Raw genomic sequence first — 17144 nt, 5'->3', positions numbered from 1 at the left:
CACTACACGCCGGCCTATGATGGACGGGTGACCGAACCGACCGGGCGCCGCGAGCGCAAGAAGGCCCAGACCCGCCAGTCCCTGGCCGAGGCCGCACTCGAACTCTTCCTCGACCGCGGCTACGACCAGGTCGGCGTCAAGGACGTCGCCGACACCGCCGACGTCTCGGTGACCACCCTCTTCAAGCACTTCTCCGGCAAGGAAGCCCTGGTCTTCGACCAGGACGACGACCTGGAAGCAGCGCTCGTCGCCGCCGTGCACGAGCGCACCCCCGGCCAGTCGATCCCGCAGGCGCTGCGCGAGCACATCCTGCTGAAGCAGACCCAGTTCGCCGTCCATGCCACGGACCCGCGGTTCGCCGATTTCACGCGTATGGTGCGGGAGACCCCAGCGCTGCGCGACTACGCCCACCGCATGTGGACGCGCCACGAAGCGGCCCTGGCACGGGCCATCGCCGAGGCTGTCGGCGCTCCCGAGGACGACATCGGCTGCGCCGCCCTGGCTCGGTTCGCCCTTGAGGCCCGTGGCCTCATCCAGCGGCACGCCGAGCCGCGCCGAGCCGCCGACGAGGCCTTCGCGCTGCTCGAACAGGGCTGGGCGGCTTCCCACCCGGGCAGTTGACCCGTCCCCTGGAGGGGCCGACACGGCCCCGCGACCGCCGGCCGGCACGGTCCTCTAAATGATCTCTGGGTCGCCTCGGGGGCGGTGGCCTGTCGTTCGGCCCCGCCACCTATCCCGCGAGGGCGCGGTTGTGCATCCGGGCGATTCCGAGCATGCCGTGGTGAACGCCGTCGCCTTTGACGCGGCGGTCGCGAAGGACCTTCCAGGTCTTCACGCCAATACCGACTGTGCACGCGTGCGGCGGACTGCTGACACTGCGATGCTCCCCGAGGCCCGCGATCGCTCGCGTCGACCAGCGTGCCGTCATCCGCGAGCACGGCCCGCTACACCACGGGGTCCAGACCCCTCAACGCATGCTGCCAGGTACGACCTGCTGCAACTGGGCGGTCAGGGAGCCTGGTGAAAGGGGATGGGTATGCCGTGAGCGTTCAGAGCCGTCGTGTAGCGAGCCAGCAGCTCGTCAAGGTTGGAGAGGAGGATGGCCGCAGCCTCGCGGGCTTCACCGACGTCGCCCTGATCGCATGCTTCTACGATCTCAGCGACATCTGCGCGGATGGTCGACAGGGAGTCTCCCTGGATCAGCACGCCCGGAAAATTACGCGGGGGCAGACGGACGACCGCGTCGTTCCCCGGATCCGTGAACAGTTCAGCCTCGATACGTTCCATCCGACCATCCAACCTGACGCCCTCCCTCAACTCCAGGCGTAGTCATCACGGAAGCGCGGCCGGAACCAACTGTCGCGCGCAGTCTCGGTTGTGACCGAGTGCGATACCCGGCCCGGGTGGACGACACCAGTACCCAGGGATCGGCCGACAGCCCGACCGGGGCACGGCCGCTCGCCGGGTCTGGGCGCCGCCCGAAGCGCCGGCGTCTTCACGGGGCGGGTCGCCGGCGTTCCTACGGGGAGGCGGTGTCGTCTTCCTCCGCGCGCGGCCAGAAGCGGCCTTCGAGGGCCTCGGCGCTGCGGTTGAGCCGGATCAGGACGTCCTCCAGCTCCCGCACCTCCTCGGGGGACCAGTCGGCGACCACCCGGGCCAGGCAGGACTGGTTGACCTCGCGGTCTCCGGCGAGCCGGCGCCCGCCCTCGGCGGTGATGCGCAGCTTGCGGGCCATGCCGCCGTCCGGGCACGCGACGCGCTCGGCCAGTCCGCAGCGCAGCAGTGCGGCCGTCTGGCGGTTCACGGTCGAGGTGTCGAGCCCGAAGGCCTCCGCCAACTGTCCGATGGACATGGGGCCCTGGGTGTCGATCCGGCTGAGCAGCAGGTACGCCGACCGCTCCAGGCGTTCGGGGTCGCGCTCGCGCCGGGCCAGCACCTGGTGCCGCGAGAGCAGCATCAGCTCCCGCTCCAGTTTCTCCAGCACTGCGCCTCCCGCTCCTTCCGGCACCCACCATTATCGCCGACCCGTGGACCGGCCGACCCCTGCCGGGGTGGCCCGGGGGCGACTCCCCGCGAGGGCCGGGGCCGGACCGGCGGCAGCGCACGCAATATGCATGATACATAACATGTGTACTATGCACTTCTCGTTGTCACCCCGACGAGCCACAGCCTCAACCCGGAGGACCCGCATGACCCGCATGACCGTCACCACGTCCACCGCCTCCCGCGCGGCCGACATCCTGTCCCGGCCCGTCACGCTGAACGGCCTGACCGTCCCCAATCGCATCGCGATGGCTCCGATGACGCGGATGTTCTCTCCCGGCGGCGTGCCCGGGGAGGACGTGCAGGCGTACTACGCCAGCCGGGCCGCCGCGGGCGTGGGCCTGATCGTCACCGAGGGCACCTACGTCGGCCACGATTCCGCCGGGCAGAGCGACCGGGTGCCGCGGTTCCACGGCGAGGAGCAGCTGGCGGGGTGGGCGAAGGTCGCCGCGGCCGTGCACGAGGCCGGCGGCACGATCGTTCCTCAGCTGTGGCACATAGGCATGGTGCGCAAGCAGGGCGAGGCACCGTACGCCGACGCGCCCGCCGTCGGCCCCTCCGGCATCCGCGTCGACGGCACCGAGGGGACCGGCAAGGCGATGACCAGCGCCGACCTCGACGACGTCATCGGCGCGTTCGCCGACGCCGCCGCGGAGGCCGCGCGGATCGGCTTCGACGGCGTCGAGCTGCACGGCGCCCACGGCTACCTGCTCGACCAGTTCCTGTGGGAGCGGACCAACCGCCGCACCGACGCGTACGGCGGCGACGCGGTGGCCCGTACGAAGTTCGCCGCGGAGATCGTGGCCGCGGTCCGCGAGCGCGTCCCGGCCGACTTCCCGGTGATCTTCCGCTACTCGCAGTGGAAGCAGGAGGCCTACGACGCCCGGCTCGCGCAGACCCCGGAGGAGCTGGAGGCGATCCTGGCCCCGCTGGCGGCGGCCGGCGTCGACGCGTTCCACGCCTCCACCCGGCGCTACTGGCTCCCGGAGTTCGAGGGCTCGGACCTGAACCTGGCGGGCTGGACCAAGAAGCTCACCGGCCGGCCGACCATCACCGTGGGCTCGGTCGGCCTCGACGGCGACTTCATCCGCGCCTTCGCCGGCGAGGGTGCGGCGCTCGGCGACATCGACAACCTCCTGGACCGCATGGAACGCGACGAGTTCGACATGGTCGCCGTCGGCCGGGCGCTGCTCCAGGACCCGCAGTGGGCGGCGAAGGTCCTCGGCAACCGCTTCGACGAGCTGAAGCCGTACGACGCGGAGGCGCTCAAGTCGCTCAGCCGGTGAGCCGGTAGCCGTGCGGAATCCTGGTCCGCGAACGCCCCGTGACGTCGGTCCGCCGACGTCACGGGGCGTTCGCGCTCCGGTCAAGGATCGCCGGGCCTCACGAGTGCCACCCCGCCGCCGGACGGCGGAGACCGAGAAGCTCGGTTTTCCGCCGCACGTCCCGGCGGCCTGCGGTCGCCGGGCCGGGGGTCGGGTCCGCAGGGGCTGCTGGTTACGCTCTGCGGCGTGACGGGATCAACGACAGCCATCGCCCAGTGCAGGGCGGCCCTCGGAGAGGCACCGCGTAGCTTCTCCTGGTTCGACAAGTTCAGATATCTGCGGATACCCAGGTCCGACTGGGTGGAGCGTGAGGATCCGCTCGCGGAGATCTTGAAGGTCCAGGACATGCTGCTGGCCGAGGGCCGCCTGGTCTGGGGCGCCCTCGTGCAGGCGAACAACGCTCTGTTCGGGCGCGGCTGGGACGACCTCCCGGCCGCCGTGATCTACAGCCCTGACACAGCGGTGTTCGATGACAGCCCGGACCTGCTCCTCGACATCGCGCGAAAGCTGTACCGGCTGAAGGGGACCCGGCAGCAGGATCCTGAACTCGCCGCGTTCTCGCGCATGCTCGCCAGCGAGATGGACCGGGAGATGCGGTTGGAGGTTCCCAGGCGACTGACGGGAAGTGCCGCCGTCTACTGCACCGACGTCATCGTCGCCCGCAGGCATCTTCCGGGCCGCGTACTGAACGACTCGGTCTTCCCCCTGCTCATCGCTCCGGAGCGCACTGCGATGACGATGATGCTGCCGAGCCGCTTCTGGCCATCGCCGGCCTGACCCCGCCCCGCCGGGGCGTGGCCGCTTCCGTTCGCCCGGCCCTCCCTGGTCACGGCAGATGCCCGTTTCTGGATCACCGGTGCGCCTATCCGGGTCACTTCCGGACGTCCCCCGAGCGGGAGGCGCTCGGTGGGGGTAGGTCGTTCCGCACAGGGTGACCCAGGGACGCATGAGGAGATCAGCTGTGTACGCAGTGATTCGGCGTTACGAAGGAGTGACCGACTCCGCCGAGGCGGGACGCCTGGTGGACGAGGGGTTCGTGCCTCTGCTCCGCCGGGTCCCCGGTTTCGTGGCGTACTACTGGGTGGATGCCGGGGACGGAGTGATGGTCTCCACCGGCGTCTTCGCCGACCGGTCCGGGGCCGATGAATCGGTCAAGCAGGCGGCGGACTTCGTACGGGAGAACCTCGCGCCATTGCTCCCCAACCCTCCTCAGGTCACGGCCGGCCCGGTTGTGGCCGCCGGGTAGCGACCGGCGAAGCGTGCTCCGGCAGTAGTTCCACTCGTGGCCGGGCGCGCTTGCCACAGGTCGAGCCGGTCGTGAGGCAGCAAGGGCGGTCGGGTCAGGACGACGTCGCCGGCCCTTTGGGCGGGCCCGGATCGCCAGGCCGCGGTCGGCGAAGACCGGATCGTCTGCGGCGGCGATACCCGGTCCCCGTCGAGAACCCCTTCGCGTGCGTGCCGTCGTCCGAAATCCGGGGGCGGTGACGGCACGGGCGGCCGATCCCGGCAAGCCACTGATCGGGGCCACGGTTTCGTCAACTCCCGTGAACCACTGTGAACTTGACCCACTCGCCAGTAACATCCGACCCGCCAGTAACCCGCCGGCCCAGCAGCCGCCCGCGAAAGGGTCTCCTGCATGCGCTTGACCTCCCGCGTCGTCCCCGCCGCCCTCGCCTTGGCCGCCCTCCTGCTCGGCGTCCTCCCCACACAGGCCCAGGCCCGCCCCGACCGCGCCCCCGACCGGGTCACGGTAGGTGACCGCACCTTCATCGCCGACGGCCAGGGCCGCGCGCTCCAGTGGCGCGGCTTCAACCTCTCCGACAAGAGCAGCCGAGGCGCCAACGCGTTCGCCGACATCCACGAGAGCGACCTCAAGGACATGGCCGCCCGGGGCTTCAACCTCGCGCGCCTCGCGTTCTTCTGGGACGACCTCGAACCCACCCCCGGGCACTACGACCGCGGCTACCTCGCCAAGATGCGCCGCATCCTCGACTGGGCCGACCGCTACCACGTCAAGGTCGTCCTCGATGCCCACCAGGACGTGTACGGCCCCCACTTCGGCTCCCGCGGCGTCCCCGACTGGGCCACCCGTGACGAGGGGCTGCCGTTCACGCCCATACCCGACGACTGGTTCTCCGAGTACTTCGAGCCGTCCGTGCAGACCGCCTTCGACCACCTGTACAAGGACGCCGACCTCCGCGCCGCGCACGCCCGCATGTGGCTGACGGTGGCCTCCGCCCTGGGCAGGCACCCGGCGCTTCTCGGGTACGACCTCATGAACGAGCCGTTCGCGAAGTTCCTCGAAGGCGAAGACCTCCCCGCCGCCGCGGCCCGCTTCGAGGCCGGCGAACTCACCGAGATGTGGAACCGTCTTGCCCGGGCGATCCGCCTGGTCGACCAGAAGTCGTGGGTGTTCGTCGAACCGACCGTCATCGTCGGTCTCGGCGTCCCGACCCGGATGGGCCGCATCGACGACCCGCACGCCGGCTACGCGCCGCACTTCTACGAGACCGCGATGGAAACCGGCTCCGACTACGACCCCAACGGCACCTTCATCCCCGCCTACGAGGCCGCGATCAGCGACTACCCGACCCGTAACCGTATGCCGGTGATCGTGGGGGAATGGGGCGGCAACCCGTACGTTCCGCACGCGAGCCAGTTCGTCACCGACATGACGGCCTCCCTGGACCGCTTCTCCAGTGGCTGGACGTGGTGGCAGTGGTGCCGGGGCGGCGGCTACTGCTTCCTCGACCAGACGGGCGCCGTGAAGCCCAACGCCCGGCTGCTCGTCCAGCCGTACGCGCGAGCCGTCGCGGGCGACCCGCTCCGGTTCGCGTACGACCCGGCTACGCGCACCTACACGCTCACCTTCCGCACCCGCGACAACGCGGAGGGGCCAACCCAGATCACCGTGCCCAGGGACACGTACCCGGGCGGCTACCGCGTCGACATCCAAGGCGGAAAGGCCAGTTGGGACGACCACGGCCAGACCGTCTCCGTGAGCACGCGCGGCAGGGCCGGAGCCACCTACCGGGTCACGATCAGCCCGAGGTAGCCGACCCGGTCCGCTCGGCGGGGCCACGTCCTCACCGGCCGCGGCTGCCCGGGCCGCCGTCCGGGCCGCCGTCCGGGCAGCCGTCCGGCTGCGGATCCTGGCCGGTTTGCGGCCTGGACTGCACGCGCCGGGTGAGGTTCGCTCGTACACCGACCGGCCCCACCGGGGGGCCGGGAGGAAACGGGGAAACGTCATGGCCCGTTCGATCAAGGCTCTCGCCGCTCTCGTCATGGCTGGGGCATCCATCCTCTGCGCGACCTCGCAGGCGTCCGCCGACCCGAACCCCAACCACACCGGCTCCACCCCGCAGTGGATCCGGCTGAGCACCAGCCACTACGTGGGCGTCTACACCTCCCCCGACGCGGGATCCGGCAAGTACAACAACATCACCCTCGCGCCGGGCAGCGACTGGGTCTTGGCGGACTGCTGGGTGGCCGGCGGGCCCGTCGGCAGCGACGGCAACGTCTGGTACCGCACCGAGAACGTGTGGCAGAACAATCGGTCGGTCGCTGTGGGGGTGAGCTGGACGTTCGGACCGTACGTGGACGGCGCGGCGCAGTTCCACAACGTGCCCGGCCTCCCCCACTGCTGAACCAGCCGGTGGCCACACGGCGGCCCGCACACCGTTCCCGGTGCGCGGGCCGCTCCTCGCGGTCCCCGGGAGAGCAGCGGCTGCCCGTCGACGTCGCAGTGAGCCCAGTGGGCTCAGTGGGGCCGGTGAGGCCGCTCAGGAAGCGGGCGACCGTCTCGTCCGCTGTCCGCTGTCCGATGTCAGGCGCTGTGCCTGATGGCCGTACGGATCCAGTCCGCGTAGGCGGGCACGTTGGTGCAAATGCCCGGCCCGGCCGAGCAGGCGACCCCCGGGGCGCCGGGACCCGTGGCTCCGATGAGCTCCCACCGCCCGTGCCGGCCCCTCTGGAGCTGCGGCCCGCCGGAGTCCGGATGGAGCACCACCCGGCTCTGCCCATCGGTGGCTGAGCCCTGGGCGCGGCGCGGGGCCGGGCGGTCCGCCGCTCCGCCGCGTGGGCGGGAGCGGGAGCGGCCAGAACCGGTACCCGGGGCCGGCGGCCGGACCGGAAGGCCCTGGCCGCCGGACCGCCCGGACGGTGCGTCAGACCATGGCGAGCCGGTCCACCAGCAGCTCCACCCTCCGCTCGGCGTCACCCGACGGCAGCCGTCCCGCCCGGGTCAGGGTCGCCAGCCCGTGCAGGGCCGCCCAGAACACCTCGGTGAACAACGCCGGGTGGACGCCGTCCCCGGCGACCTCGCCGAGGCTCTCCAGCAGGGCGGCGAAGGCGTCCTTCAGGGGCTCCGGGGTGTCCTCCCGCGCGAACGCCAGGCCGCCGTCGAGCTGGAACATGGCGTCGTAGACCGCCGGGTTCCGTTCGGCGAAGCCGAGGTAGGCGCGGGCGAGGGAGGTGACCCGGGCGCGCGGGCCGTCCGCGGCGGAGGCCGCCGCCCGCAGCGCCGCGGCCATCTCGGCGGCGCCTTCGAGGGCGACGGCACCGATGATCTCGCGCTTGCCGCGGAAGTGGCTGTAGAGGACGGGCTGGCTGTACTCGATGCGCTCGGCGAGACGGCGCGTGGTGACCGCGTCCCAGCCCTGCTGCTCGGCGAGTTCGCGGGCCGTCGCCAAGATGAGGCGCTCGCGGCCCGCCCGTTCGCGCTCCTTGCGTTCCTGTACCGACATGATTCGATCCTAGCATCGCTAGACATACGAGCGGCAGCAGTACTAGCGTTGCCTCATCATCTAGCGACGCTAGATCCCAGGAGGGGTCATCATGCTCCATGCACTTGAGGTCTTCACCACCGTGGCCGTCGGCGTGATGGTGGGAGTGGAGTTCTCCGTCGCCTTCTTCGTCAACCCGATCCTCGCCGGCCTCCCCGGAGACAACGGCCTGCGCGGGCGCACCCACGGGGCCCGGCTGCTCGGCGCCGTGATGCCGTTCTGGTACATCGGCTCGCTCGTCCTCGCCGCGGTCTGGGCCGTCGCCGGACGGAACCACCACGGCGCCGGCCTCGTCGTCACCGCCGCCGCGTTGCTGATCCTCAGCGTGGTCATGTCGGTCCTGCTGCTCGTCCCGATCAACAACCGGGTCAAGACGTGGACCGCCGACGGCCTGCCGGCCGACTGGAAGCAGCAGATGAACCGCTGGGACCGCTTCCACTACGTCCGCGTCGCCGTCATCATCGCCGCCTTCACCCTGCTGGTCACCGCCCTCGGCTGAGCCCGCGGGCCGACCGGAATCCGCATGGGCGGCGGCAGGCTATGCGCCCTTGCGGAACAGGCGGTTGAGGAGGAGGCCCACGCGGGGCTCCCAGGTGGACCCCGGGGGCACGGCGATGCCCACCTCCTCGGCCAGTTTCCGCAGGTGGACGTCGACGGCGGCCTCCGCCAGCCCGGCGTGCACCGCGGCCGCCCGGCGGCCCCGCCGCCAGGCGACGAGGCCGGCGGCGGCGCCTCCCACGGCGGCCGGCCACCAGAAGCAGCCGAGCACCAGGTAGCAGCAGGCCCACACCGATCCGGCCACCTCGGCATCGAAGCGGGCCCTCGTCGTCCGCAGCTCCGTCCTGACCTCCTCCGGCAGCACCAGCCACAGCCCGGGCCAGCAGGCGGCCAGGTCGATGCCGTACTGACCCCGCAGGCGGCTCTCCACCCCGGCGAAGCGGTCGCCGGTGTACGTGGGCCGGGCCGGTGCGGAGAGCCCCATCCGGTCACGGCGGGCGGTGAGGTCCGTGATCTGCCGCAGTTGCGCGTCGTCGCGGTCGTACGGCGGGTTGTCGCGGCGGATCCCGTCGATCTGCCGCTGCAGGTCCTCCCAGAGCCCGGCCCGACGTGCGGTCACCCGCCGGGCCGGCCGGCGGGCCGGTCGTGGCCAGTCCCCCGTCCAGACCCGTACGGCGCCCTCGCCGCACACGCGGACGAGCATCCCCATGGCCACGGCCACGAGGAGGGCCACCGCCACCGCCGCGACCTGACCCACGACCGGCCGGTGCGCCAGCGTCGTGGCCCAGTGTCGGGCCTTCTCGATCAGGAGACCCGCGTCGAGGGCATGATCCTGGCCGAGCACGGCGGCGCAGGCGCTCGCCCCGACGAAGAGCAGCCCGGGCAGCGCCAGGGCGGACACCCACTTCTCGGCCAGTTTCTCGCCGAGCTGGTCGAGTACGGGGGTCACCGGCTCAGGCCTCCAGGACGCGCAGCGGCTGGTCCCGCAGCCGGCAGCGCCCGCCGGCCGGTATCGCACCGCCCGGCTGCCGGACCTCCTTCAGGCCGCACCAGCCGTCGGGGCATGTGTACACCTCACCGGCGGGGTGCGGCACCAGTCCGGGAACGTCGCCCTCGCCCTCCCCGCGGGTCGTACCCGTGGCACCGGTCAGCACGTGCTCCGGGATGCCCAGTGCGGCGATCGCCCGCCGTACGGTCGTCGTACCGGCGCGGACGGCCCGCGCGGCGGAGTGGAGTTCGTCGCCCCGGCCCTCGGACGCCATGACGTCCTCCAGCCATGACATCGCCGCGCAGAAAGCCGGGCGCAGCGAACGGTCTTCCTCCATGGTCCTTCCCCCGTTCGTCGTCATGGTCCGCTGTGGATGACCGAAGCCCAGAACAGCGGGTCGTCGTAGTCACCGTGGGCGCGCAGCTCGGCGACCGCCCGGTGCAGGGCGTACGCCGGGCCGGGGCCGTCCGGTGCCGCGAGGTTCCGGTAGACCTCGCGGGCCAGGAGCGGCCCCATGTCGTCCTGGACCGTCCACAGGCTTCCGATCACGTGCCGGTAGCCGCACAGCTGGAACGCGGATGCCACGGAGATGACTTCGTCGGCCAGCTCCTCCCCGGCGGCCGCGCTGTGGCAGGCGGACAGGTAGGCGAACTCCGCGTCCGGCAGTCGCTCGGCGGCCAGTTCGCGCAGGGTCAGCTCGCCGCCGGACAGCAGGAGCCGGCTGCGGGAGGGGTCACCCGGGTCCCGTACGCCGTGACAGGCCAGGTGGGCGTGGGTGTGCGTGCGCAGGGCGGCGAGCACGGCGTCGGGTGTGGCGGCGGTGTCCCGCAGCTGCTGTCGGCGCCCCGGCACTGCGCCCACCGCCGTCAGCTCGTCGTCCAGGGCTGCCAGATGCGGGTACGCCTGACCGGCGGCGTCGACGGCGACGGTCAGGAGCGAGGCCCGGTCGGGGCCCGGAGCCGGCCGGGAGCGCGCGTGCAGCAGGGAGCCGAGGGTCGGGACGTACGAGGAGACGACCCGGTCCTGGACGTACGCGCCGTCGTGGCCGGTGTGGTCGTCGTGGTCGAGGAGGGCCGCGTGCAGCGGCAGCAGGGACAGCACTCCCGTCGGGCACCACCACAGCCGTGGCAGGGGCTCGCCGGGGAGCGGGTTCCGGCTGAAGCCCAGGCGGTCGAGGACGGGGCCGGCGATGTGTGTGCCCAGCCATCGCAGGGTGTCCTTCATGGCGCGGTCCTGCCGGTACCGCTCCGGGCCGGGGGTCGCCCGATCGACGAGCGCCGCGACGGCGGTGCGGAAGGTCTCGGCACGGGCGGTGATGTCGTCCGCCGTGACCCTCAGGGGCAGATGCTCCAGGGTCCCCGGGCCGTCGGCGGAGGGAGTCAGCAGCAGGGCGAAGCAGGCCAGCGGCGACACACTGATCACGACGACCGGCCCCTGCGCCGCCGCCTCGCGCAACTGCTCCCAGGCGGGCGGGCGTTGGAAATCCTCGAAGCCGGTCAGAGCCCGGATCTCCGCCACCAGCGAGTCGAAGTCGCCCGCCGACTGGCGGCGCTGCTGCGGGCTGCGGTGTGATGCCACCAGCTCGGCGCAGACCCGTTCGAAGCGGTCGGCGAGCCGGGGGGCCGCGGCCGTGAGCTCGTCGTGCCGGCCGCGCAGTTCCAGTGCCTGGGCCAGCAGGACGCCGCGCCCCTGTTCCAGCCGGACGAGCGCCTCCCGCACCTCTTCGGCCCTGATCGATACGGTCGCGGCGACGGTGGCGAGGGAAGGCAGCTCGCGCAGCCGTGCCTCCTGCGACTCACGGCCGAGCGCACGACCGGTCAGCTTGGGCACGAGATCGCTCAGCGCCAGGTCGAAGGCGGTGCGGGACCGTTCCAGGGCGCCCAGTTCGGCGGCTCCCACGCCCCACAGGGCGGCGCAGTGCAGCCGACTGCGGATGTCCTGGGCGGGTGCCAGGGCGGTGGCCTCGTACTGGTCGACCGCGTCGGCAAGGTCCTCGACGCCGCCCAGCAGCCGGGCCCGTGCGTGCAGGACGTGTCCCAGTTCCAGCCGGGCCATCAGCTGGTTGGGGCCGGCGTCCGACGGCTCCCCGGCGAGCGGCCGCAGGAGCCTCTCGGCCGCGTGGAGGTCGCCGGGCTCCTCGGTGTGCTTCCCGCGCTCGAACAGGGCCACGGCCAGTTTGATCGCCATGACGGGGTGGTCGTGTTGGGACGGCGGCGTCGCCGACACCGCGAACGTCAGATCGTCGACGGCCTGCGTGATGTCGGCGAGGTCGTGGTGGCGACCGAAGCGTGCGGTGAGGACGGCGGCCCGGTTGGTGAGCCGCTGGGCGTGGTGGGGGGAGGCTGCCGCCCGTGCGACGGCGGGATGGTGGACGGCTTCCGCGGCGGCTTCGAGGTCGGCCGCCTGTCCGAAGGTGTGGTACCGGTCCAGACGGGCCAGGCCCAGGAAGGAGGACGTCGCGGCGAGCGTCTCGTCGTCCAACGCCGTGTTCTCGAGGACGGTCTCGAGGACGGCGATCGACGCGTCGAGATCGGCGATCTCACCGATGAGCTCGAAGCGCATCCGCAGTACCTGCCCCAGTTCGGCGCGGCGCCGGCTGCGGTGCGGCTCTTCGATCCGGGGCGCTTCGACGGCCGCGCGCAGCATGTCGACGGCCCGGTCGAGCCGCTCCCGGCCGCCGTCCCGCATGTATGCGGTTACCTCGGCTTCCGGGCTGTCCTCGGGATGCGCGGTCGGGGGCTCGTCGGCCAGTGCCTGCCTGAGTCCGGCCAGCATCCCGGCACGGGCGGGGTCGCCGTCGGGCAGGGAGGCGAGGGCCCGGCGCATGTGGTCGAGCCCCGCCCGCCGGTACTTCCGGGGCTCGTCGGCGACACCGGCCATCGCCAGTACGGCCGAGCCCAGGTTGAACGTGATGTAGGGCTCGGACGGCGTGCCCTCGGCCTTCTCCCGCGCCCAGAGGAGGCACACGGTGGACGCGGTGATGCCCTCCCGGTGGCCGTCCTCCACGCCGGCCAGGAACAGGGCGACTCCCACGGCGTGCACGATCTCGTACGCGGGGGCCACTCCCTGCGGATCCCGCTCGTGCAGCTCGCGCAGGTGCTCGGGCACGAGCTCGGGCCGCACCGCGTGCACGACGTCGAAGAGGAGCCGGGTGGCGTTCACGTTCCACTCGCGCATTTCCTCGGGCAGGTGGCGGCACCGGGCGAGGTAGTAGTAGGCGGTCAGGTAGACCTCGTCGAAGGCGAGGTCCCCGGCCGCGCCCGTCTGGTCCGGCGTGAGCCGGTCACGCACGTCGTAGAGCGTCATGGCGACGTTGTAGTGCGTCCGGCCGGCCAGCACGCTGTCGCGCTCGTCGGTCGACCACGGCGCGGGTCCCTGCGGATCCGACATCGCCTGCCGGACGCGAGCACGCAGATTTGGATGCAATCCGGCCCCCGATCACCCGAAAACCCGCCCGCATCGGCTCCTGCGGTGACGGCAAACGGTAGCGAGCGGGGGCGGGGGGAGGGACGCGAATCCTGAAAAATCTCCCTGCGAACGCTCGTCCGCCCGGGACCGGGCAGCCAGCCCGTCACCGGATCTCTCGGCGGCGCTTCATGTACGAGAAGGTCACGGCCGCCATCAGCACGGGTATGGCGGCGAGCGGGGCGAAGAGCAAGGCCCAGACGACCTGGGCCGGACCGTTCGACAGGTACGTGTGGCTCTCGACGGTCAGGGCGACCACGGCCTGCCACAGTGTCGCCGCGACCAGGACGGCCGCGGCCGTGCAGGCCGTCGCGGCAAGGGTCCGGGAGCGCAGCAGCCGCTGCCGCCCGCTCACGAGCAGGAGCGGGAAGAGGGCGGCCAGTTCGGCGAGGACGGACAGGCCGACGACGTACGCGATGCCCCACCCCGGGATGGCGTAGACATCCCGCAGGACCTCGTCGCTGTAGCCGACGTAGACCCCGGATGCCATGGCGATGCGCCATAAGCCGGACGGGAGGGCACACAGGGCGATGGCATGGGCGGCACGGCGGGCCCAGAGCGGCGCGGCCGGGGAGGCACTCGGCATGTCGGTTGTCGTCATGCCCACATGCTGGCTGTGGGCCTGCCGACCGCGCGTCGCCCGGCAGGACGACGCCCGGCCTCGGCCGGCTCATCCCCGAGCCGATGAACCGTCCCCCGGAAGAATGACCGGGGCGAGACACGTCACGCTGTGGCGCCGGCCATGCCACTGGTGACGACGATCGCTGCCACGTCGCCGGTCCCGGTCCGCCCCAGCCAGACGATGCCGCCCGACTCCGCCGTGAACGTCACCAGATCGGCCTGTTGGGACTCGTCGCCTATCCGCTCGCACCCGTCCGGCAGCTGCCCGCTTCCACGCGGCTCCCAACGGCCGTCCGGGCACCTGCGAAACGGCGCGGACAAGGTCGTCCACGCGCCGGCGTCGGCGAAACAGCCGACATTGTGATCCGCGCCGAACCGGGGTTTCTCGCCCGGCGACAGGCGGTCGATGTCTTCGTCGACGCCCAGACCCATCTCCCACCCGATCACGGGGACATCGCTGATGCGCAGGCGCGTCGCCGCGGACTCGATGCCATCGAAGTGCTCGCCGAAGAACTCGTACGGGCCCGCCGTCCACGCGATCTCCACGCGGTAGACGCCCGGGGGAATGCGCACGGCCAGCTCCCGCGGGGGCCTCGTCGGCACCCCTCGCTCATATCTCCCGACGTCGTCGTCGTCCCAGGGCGCATCGACGACAAGACGGCCACTGGGCACACGCATGGTGGTCACCTCCTCGATGCCCGTCACAACGACGGGCGTTGTCGGATCGTCGTACACCGTCCCCAGGTGAGCGCCAGGAGTGAAAGCCGCCTCCAGGTACCGGGCGGCCTCAGGCCCGGCTGCCAGCCGCGCGTCCCCGACCCACTTCATGTCCCACCCCTCCTCGCCGCCCGGCCGGGCGGTCGACCGAACCGTACGCGGGCCCTCCGACATCGGCACTCCGCGCATCGTCGCAGTGCGCGACCGGACACGCCGGGCCTCCCCCGAGTCCACCGGGACCACGGCGTGCTCGACGCCGGGCCGGTCCGCTACCACGGCGCCCCGGCGTGCGGCCTCGGGAGCACGGGTGGTCGGCCGGTCCGGCCGACCGGCCGTACCCGAGCGGGTCGATCCGGATGGCCCGGTGGGATCGTCGGTGCCGCCACCCCGTACCGGAACCGCTCACGCCCGGTTTCCGCCGGGCGGCGGGGTCGCGTTCCGCGATGTTCCGGGCGGGGTGTCGTCCTGCGCGTCGTGGGTCGGGACGCCGTGGCGGAGCCGGTGGAGCGTCCAGCCCTCCAGGCCGGCGAAGTCGTCGGGGCCCGCGAGCGGGTTGGCCAGCAGCCGGGTGCTCTCCTCGAAGATCTGTTCCGCCCTGCGGTAGGACAGTCTGGCGCGGCCGGTCGTCGGGCAGGTGTCCGCTGCCGGGGTGCGGGCGGGGGCCTTGCGGTCGGTGAGGAAGAGCGGGCCGTGGGCGCGGCCGGCGATGAGCCGGGGCAGGAGCCGGGCGGTACCGGACCGCCAGTGGATCCACTCGGGGGTGCCGCCCTCGGAGACGACCCGGCCGCGCTTGTCGGCGGGCGACAGCTGCTCGACGTTCAGGCACAGGATCTCCTCGGCCCGTGCGGCGCTTTCGTAGAGGAGCCGCCAGAACGTCTTCTCCCGTAAGGACGCCTCCAGCGCCCACAGGGCGGCGATCTGAGGCTTCGACAACCCCTTCTCGCGGTTCGGCGGTACCGGGCGCCGTTCGACCCCGGTCGTCGGGTCTGCCACGATCCACCCCTGGGCCTGCCACCAGCCGATCGCCTTGCGCGCGATGGACACTTCGCGGTTGACGGTGTCGGCGTCCATCTCCTCCGCCCGCGCCGCCGCGAGTTCGGCGAGTACGGGCGGCAGCCCGGGGTCGTCGACCGCCGCGAGGTCGAAGGGCGGGGGCGTCGCACGGCGGCGGGCCGGCCCGGTCGGGGCTCGTTCGCCGCGCAGCATCCAGCCCCAGGTGGTGAGCGAGATCCGGTAGATCCGTACGGAGGACTCCGCGATGCCCGCACCGGTGAGGTACCGCTCGACCGCCGAGGCGTACGTCCGCGGCGGGGCGGGCAGCGGGGGCGCGGCCCGGGGGTTCGGCACCCGCGACGCGATCTCGCGCTCGGACTCGGTCTCGGACTCGGTCTCGCGCTCGGTCTCGCGCTCGGTCATGGTCACGGTCTCCGGCACGGCCGCCCGTTCGATCGCCACCCGTCCGCCCCTTCCGGTCCTCCCACAGTGAATGTGCGCACCCGGCCCCGGGCGAGGATATCGGCGCTGCCGCAGTAAATCCGGCGTTTACTGCGACAGCCACTGAATACTCACACCAAGTCCGACTTTCCTTGGCGCACTTGACTGGATATCGATCTTAAAGGTGCGCTACTTTCTAAAGGCCCTTTAGTTCAAGGGGTTGACCGGTTGTCCCGGATACGGGGAGGAAAAGATGGTGGAGCTCGGGATCCTGGCGGCGGCAGCGGTCGGCATCGCGGGGGACTTCCTGTCCGGAGTCCTCCAGAACATGGCCGCCGGTTCGGTCACCGACCTGGTGAGGCAGCGCCTGCGGTCCACGGCTGACGGCGCGAGGGTGCTGGAGCGGTTCGAAGAGACTCCGCAGGATTCAGGGCGCCGGATGGAGACCGCTGGCCTGCTCGCCGCCTCTGCCCGGAGCGACGCCTCGTTCGCGCGGGAACTGGAGGACGCGGTGAAGCTCCACCAGCACAACACCAACCAGGGCACCGTCACCTCCGGCTCGTCGCACCACCAGGTCAACATCAACGGTGGAGGCGTCAGCGGGAAGAACGCCCAGGTCGCAGGCGGCAACATCGACAGCAGCAGGAAGCGCACCACCCGCATCGGTTTCGGCGCCTTCGCCGTCCTGGCCGTCGTGCTCGGTGGCTACGGCGTCACGCAGTGGGTCGGCGGGGATGACGGCGCCGGCCCGGGGCCGGTCGCCGCGCGTGGTGGCGGCGGAGGCGGTCAGATCTCCACGCGCAGCGTGGCATCCATCGGAGCGGACCCGGGGGAAGGCGGCGTGAGGGAGACCTGGGACGCGTTCGGCGCTGCGATGAAGGACCGGGACTTCGCTCGCATGTGCGCTTTGTACACCCCGGAGGCGCGGCAGGCCCTGGAACAGGCGAACGGGGATTGCGCCACGTACATGGAGACGGCCTCACAGAGCTCCGACGCGGACTTCCTGACGGACAGCGGCCGCAGGATGTTGGTGAAGAAGGTGCAAGTCAAGGGAAAGGAGGCACAAATGACCCTGAATCCGCAGGGAAAGCCGGAGGACGTCAGCTATACCTTCATGGACCGGTTCGTGGACCGTTGGCGGATCTCCGCCAAGGACCACCGCGCCGAATTCTCCGACGAGGGATGACGTAGCGTACTCCCCGAGGTCGAGGCGCGAGGAGGGGCGAGCGGATGGCGGCATCAGGGCGTCGTGAACGGCTACGGGCTCAG

17 protein-coding genes and 1 pseudogene are annotated in these 17144 nt (G+C 71.8%); 8 read left to right on the top strand and 10 right to left on the bottom strand.

The window, feature by feature from the left end:
• The first annotated feature begins 27 nt into the window (after positions 1-27).
• Positions 28-621: a TetR/AcrR family transcriptional regulator gene (locus ACEPPI_RS06280; protein ID WP_373914226.1), complete on the top strand. Its 594-nt coding sequence runs from the start codon at positions 28-30 to the stop codon at positions 619-621.
• Positions 622-730: 109 nt separating this feature from the next.
• Here the strand turns inward: ACEPPI_RS06280 and ACEPPI_RS06275 are convergent.
• From ACEPPI_RS06275 to ACEPPI_RS06265, 3 genes and pseudogenes are all read right to left on the bottom strand, one after another.
• A pseudogene (locus ACEPPI_RS06275) lies at positions 731-835 on the bottom strand (IS5/IS1182 family transposase); the annotation flags it as partial.
• A gap of 173 nt (positions 836-1008) precedes the next feature.
• The gene (locus ACEPPI_RS06270; RefSeq protein WP_373914225.1) at positions 1009-1287 is read right to left on the bottom strand and encodes a hypothetical protein; all 279 of its coding nucleotides are present in this window, start codon (positions 1285-1287) and stop codon (positions 1009-1011) included.
• Positions 1288-1519: 232 nt separating this feature from the next.
• Positions 1520-1957 (bottom strand): MarR family winged helix-turn-helix transcriptional regulator, encoded by a 438-nt coding sequence (locus ACEPPI_RS06265; RefSeq protein ID WP_373914286.1) that lies wholly within the window; start codon positions 1955-1957, stop codon positions 1520-1522.
• Between the two features lie 241 nt (positions 1958-2198).
• On the opposite strand from ACEPPI_RS06265, the gene ACEPPI_RS06260 reads away from it, so the two are divergent.
• From ACEPPI_RS06260 to ACEPPI_RS06240, 5 genes are all read left to right on the top strand, one after another.
• Positions 2199-3329: an NADH:flavin oxidoreductase gene (locus ACEPPI_RS06260; protein WP_373914285.1), complete on the top strand. Its 1131-nt coding sequence runs from the start codon at positions 2199-2201 to the stop codon at positions 3327-3329.
• A gap of 225 nt (positions 3330-3554) precedes the next feature.
• A complete protein-coding gene (locus ACEPPI_RS06255) occupies positions 3555-4145 on the top strand; it encodes a hypothetical protein (RefSeq protein ID WP_373914224.1) in 591 nt (196 codons plus the stop codon).
• Between the two features lie 184 nt (positions 4146-4329).
• A complete protein-coding gene (locus ACEPPI_RS06250) occupies positions 4330-4614 on the top strand; it encodes a hypothetical protein (protein WP_373914223.1) in 285 nt (94 codons plus the stop codon).
• A gap of 390 nt (positions 4615-5004) precedes the next feature.
• Positions 5005-6423 (top strand): cellulase family glycosylhydrolase, encoded by a 1419-nt coding sequence (locus tag ACEPPI_RS06245; RefSeq protein ID WP_373914222.1) that lies wholly within the window; start codon positions 5005-5007, stop codon positions 6421-6423.
• A gap of 193 nt (positions 6424-6616) precedes the next feature.
• Complete coding sequence (locus tag ACEPPI_RS06240; protein WP_373914221.1) at positions 6617-7015, top strand: hypothetical protein; 399 nt, start codon at positions 6617-6619, stop codon at positions 7013-7015.
• 519 nt (positions 7016-7534) lie between these two features.
• On the opposite strand, the gene ACEPPI_RS06235 is transcribed toward ACEPPI_RS06240, so the two are convergent.
• Positions 7535-8113, bottom strand: a complete 579-nt coding sequence (locus tag ACEPPI_RS06235) for a TetR/AcrR family transcriptional regulator (protein ID WP_373914220.1) — start codon at positions 8111-8113, stop codon at positions 7535-7537.
• Positions 8114-8204: 91 nt separating this feature from the next.
• On the opposite strand from ACEPPI_RS06235, the gene ACEPPI_RS06230 reads away from it, so the two are divergent.
• Positions 8205-8651, top strand: coding sequence for an anthrone oxygenase family protein (locus ACEPPI_RS06230; RefSeq protein WP_373914219.1), 447 nt, complete (start codon positions 8205-8207; stop codon positions 8649-8651).
• A gap of 39 nt (positions 8652-8690) precedes the next feature.
• Here ACEPPI_RS06230 and ACEPPI_RS06225 read toward each other — a convergent pair whose 3' ends face one another.
• The 6 genes from ACEPPI_RS06225 to ACEPPI_RS06200 all read right to left on the bottom strand — a co-directional run bounded on the left by ACEPPI_RS06225 (position 8691) and on the right by ACEPPI_RS06200 (position 15896).
• Positions 8691-9599, bottom strand: a complete 909-nt coding sequence (locus ACEPPI_RS06225; RefSeq protein ID WP_373914218.1) for a hypothetical protein — start codon at positions 9597-9599, stop codon at positions 8691-8693.
• 4 nt (positions 9600-9603) lie between these two features.
• Positions 9604-9975, bottom strand: coding sequence for a hypothetical protein (locus ACEPPI_RS06220; protein ID WP_373914217.1), 372 nt, complete (start codon positions 9973-9975; stop codon positions 9604-9606).
• A gap of 20 nt (positions 9976-9995) precedes the next feature.
• The gene (locus ACEPPI_RS06215) at positions 9996-13028 is read right to left on the bottom strand and encodes a CHAT domain-containing protein (protein ID WP_373914216.1); all 3033 of its coding nucleotides are present in this window, start codon (positions 13026-13028) and stop codon (positions 9996-9998) included.
• Between the two features lie 181 nt (positions 13029-13209).
• Complete coding sequence (locus ACEPPI_RS06210; protein ID WP_373914215.1) at positions 13210-13704, bottom strand: hypothetical protein; 495 nt, start codon at positions 13702-13704, stop codon at positions 13210-13212.
• A 122-nt stretch (positions 13705-13826) separates the two neighbouring features.
• Positions 13827-14552: a DUF4241 domain-containing protein gene (locus ACEPPI_RS06205; RefSeq protein ID WP_373914214.1), complete on the bottom strand. Its 726-nt coding sequence runs from the start codon at positions 14550-14552 to the stop codon at positions 13827-13829.
• 291 nt (positions 14553-14843) lie between these two features.
• Complete coding sequence (locus tag ACEPPI_RS06200; RefSeq protein ID WP_373914213.1) at positions 14844-15896, bottom strand: site-specific recombinase; 1053 nt, start codon at positions 15894-15896, stop codon at positions 14844-14846.
• Positions 15897-16128: 232 nt separating this feature from the next.
• On the opposite strand from ACEPPI_RS06200, the gene ACEPPI_RS06195 reads away from it, so the two are divergent.
• Positions 16129-17061 carry a hypothetical protein gene (locus ACEPPI_RS06195; protein ID WP_373914212.1) on the top strand — a complete coding sequence of 311 codons (933 nt, stop codon included), beginning with the start codon at positions 16129-16131 and terminating at the stop codon, positions 17059-17061.
• Positions 17062-17144 lie beyond the last annotated feature (83 nt).

The organism is Streptomyces sp. AB3(2024) (assembly GCF_041862025.1).
In the GTDB taxonomy this organism is placed as follows: Bacteria; Actinomycetota; Actinomycetes; order Streptomycetales; family Streptomycetaceae; genus Streptomyces.
Note: the sequence above shows the minus strand (reverse complement) of the source record. Positions and strands in the feature narration are given on the sequence as shown.

Excerpts from the sequence above, each read along its gene's own strand:
- ACEPPI_RS06215 (WP_373914216.1), bottom strand. The coding sequence starts at position 13,028 with ATGTCGGATCCGCAGGGACCCGCGCCGTGGTCGACCGACGAGCGCGAC.
- ACEPPI_RS06235 (WP_373914220.1), bottom strand. The coding sequence starts at position 8,113 with ATGTCGGTACAGGAACGCAAGGAGCGCGAACGGGCGGGCCGCGAGCGC.
- ACEPPI_RS06270 (WP_373914225.1), bottom strand. The coding sequence starts at position 1,287 with ATGGAACGTATCGAGGCTGAACTGTTCACGGATCCGGGGAACGACGCG.
- ACEPPI_RS06230 (WP_373914219.1), top strand. The coding sequence starts at position 8,205 with ATGCTCCATGCACTTGAGGTCTTCACCACCGTGGCCGTCGGCGTGATG.
- ACEPPI_RS06210 (WP_373914215.1), bottom strand. The coding sequence starts at position 13,704 with ATGACGACAACCGACATGCCGAGTGCCTCCCCGGCCGCGCCGCTCTGG.
- ACEPPI_RS06240 (WP_373914221.1), top strand. The coding sequence starts at position 6,617 with ATGGCCCGTTCGATCAAGGCTCTCGCCGCTCTCGTCATGGCTGGGGCA.
- ACEPPI_RS06245 (WP_373914222.1), top strand. The coding sequence starts at position 5,005 with ATGCGCTTGACCTCCCGCGTCGTCCCCGCCGCCCTCGCCTTGGCCGCC.
- ACEPPI_RS06195 (WP_373914212.1), top strand. The coding sequence starts at position 16,129 with ATGGTGGAGCTCGGGATCCTGGCGGCGGCAGCGGTCGGCATCGCGGGG.
- ACEPPI_RS06205 (WP_373914214.1), bottom strand. The coding sequence starts at position 14,552 with ATGAAGTGGGTCGGGGACGCGCGGCTGGCAGCCGGGCCTGAGGCCGCC.
- ACEPPI_RS06220 (WP_373914217.1), bottom strand. The coding sequence starts at position 9,975 with ATGGAGGAAGACCGTTCGCTGCGCCCGGCTTTCTGCGCGGCGATGTCA.
- ACEPPI_RS06260 (WP_373914285.1), top strand. The coding sequence starts at position 2,199 with ATGACCGTCACCACGTCCACCGCCTCCCGCGCGGCCGACATCCTGTCC.
- ACEPPI_RS06265 (WP_373914286.1), bottom strand. The coding sequence starts at position 1,957 with ATGCTGCTCTCGCGGCACCAGGTGCTGGCCCGGCGCGAGCGCGACCCC.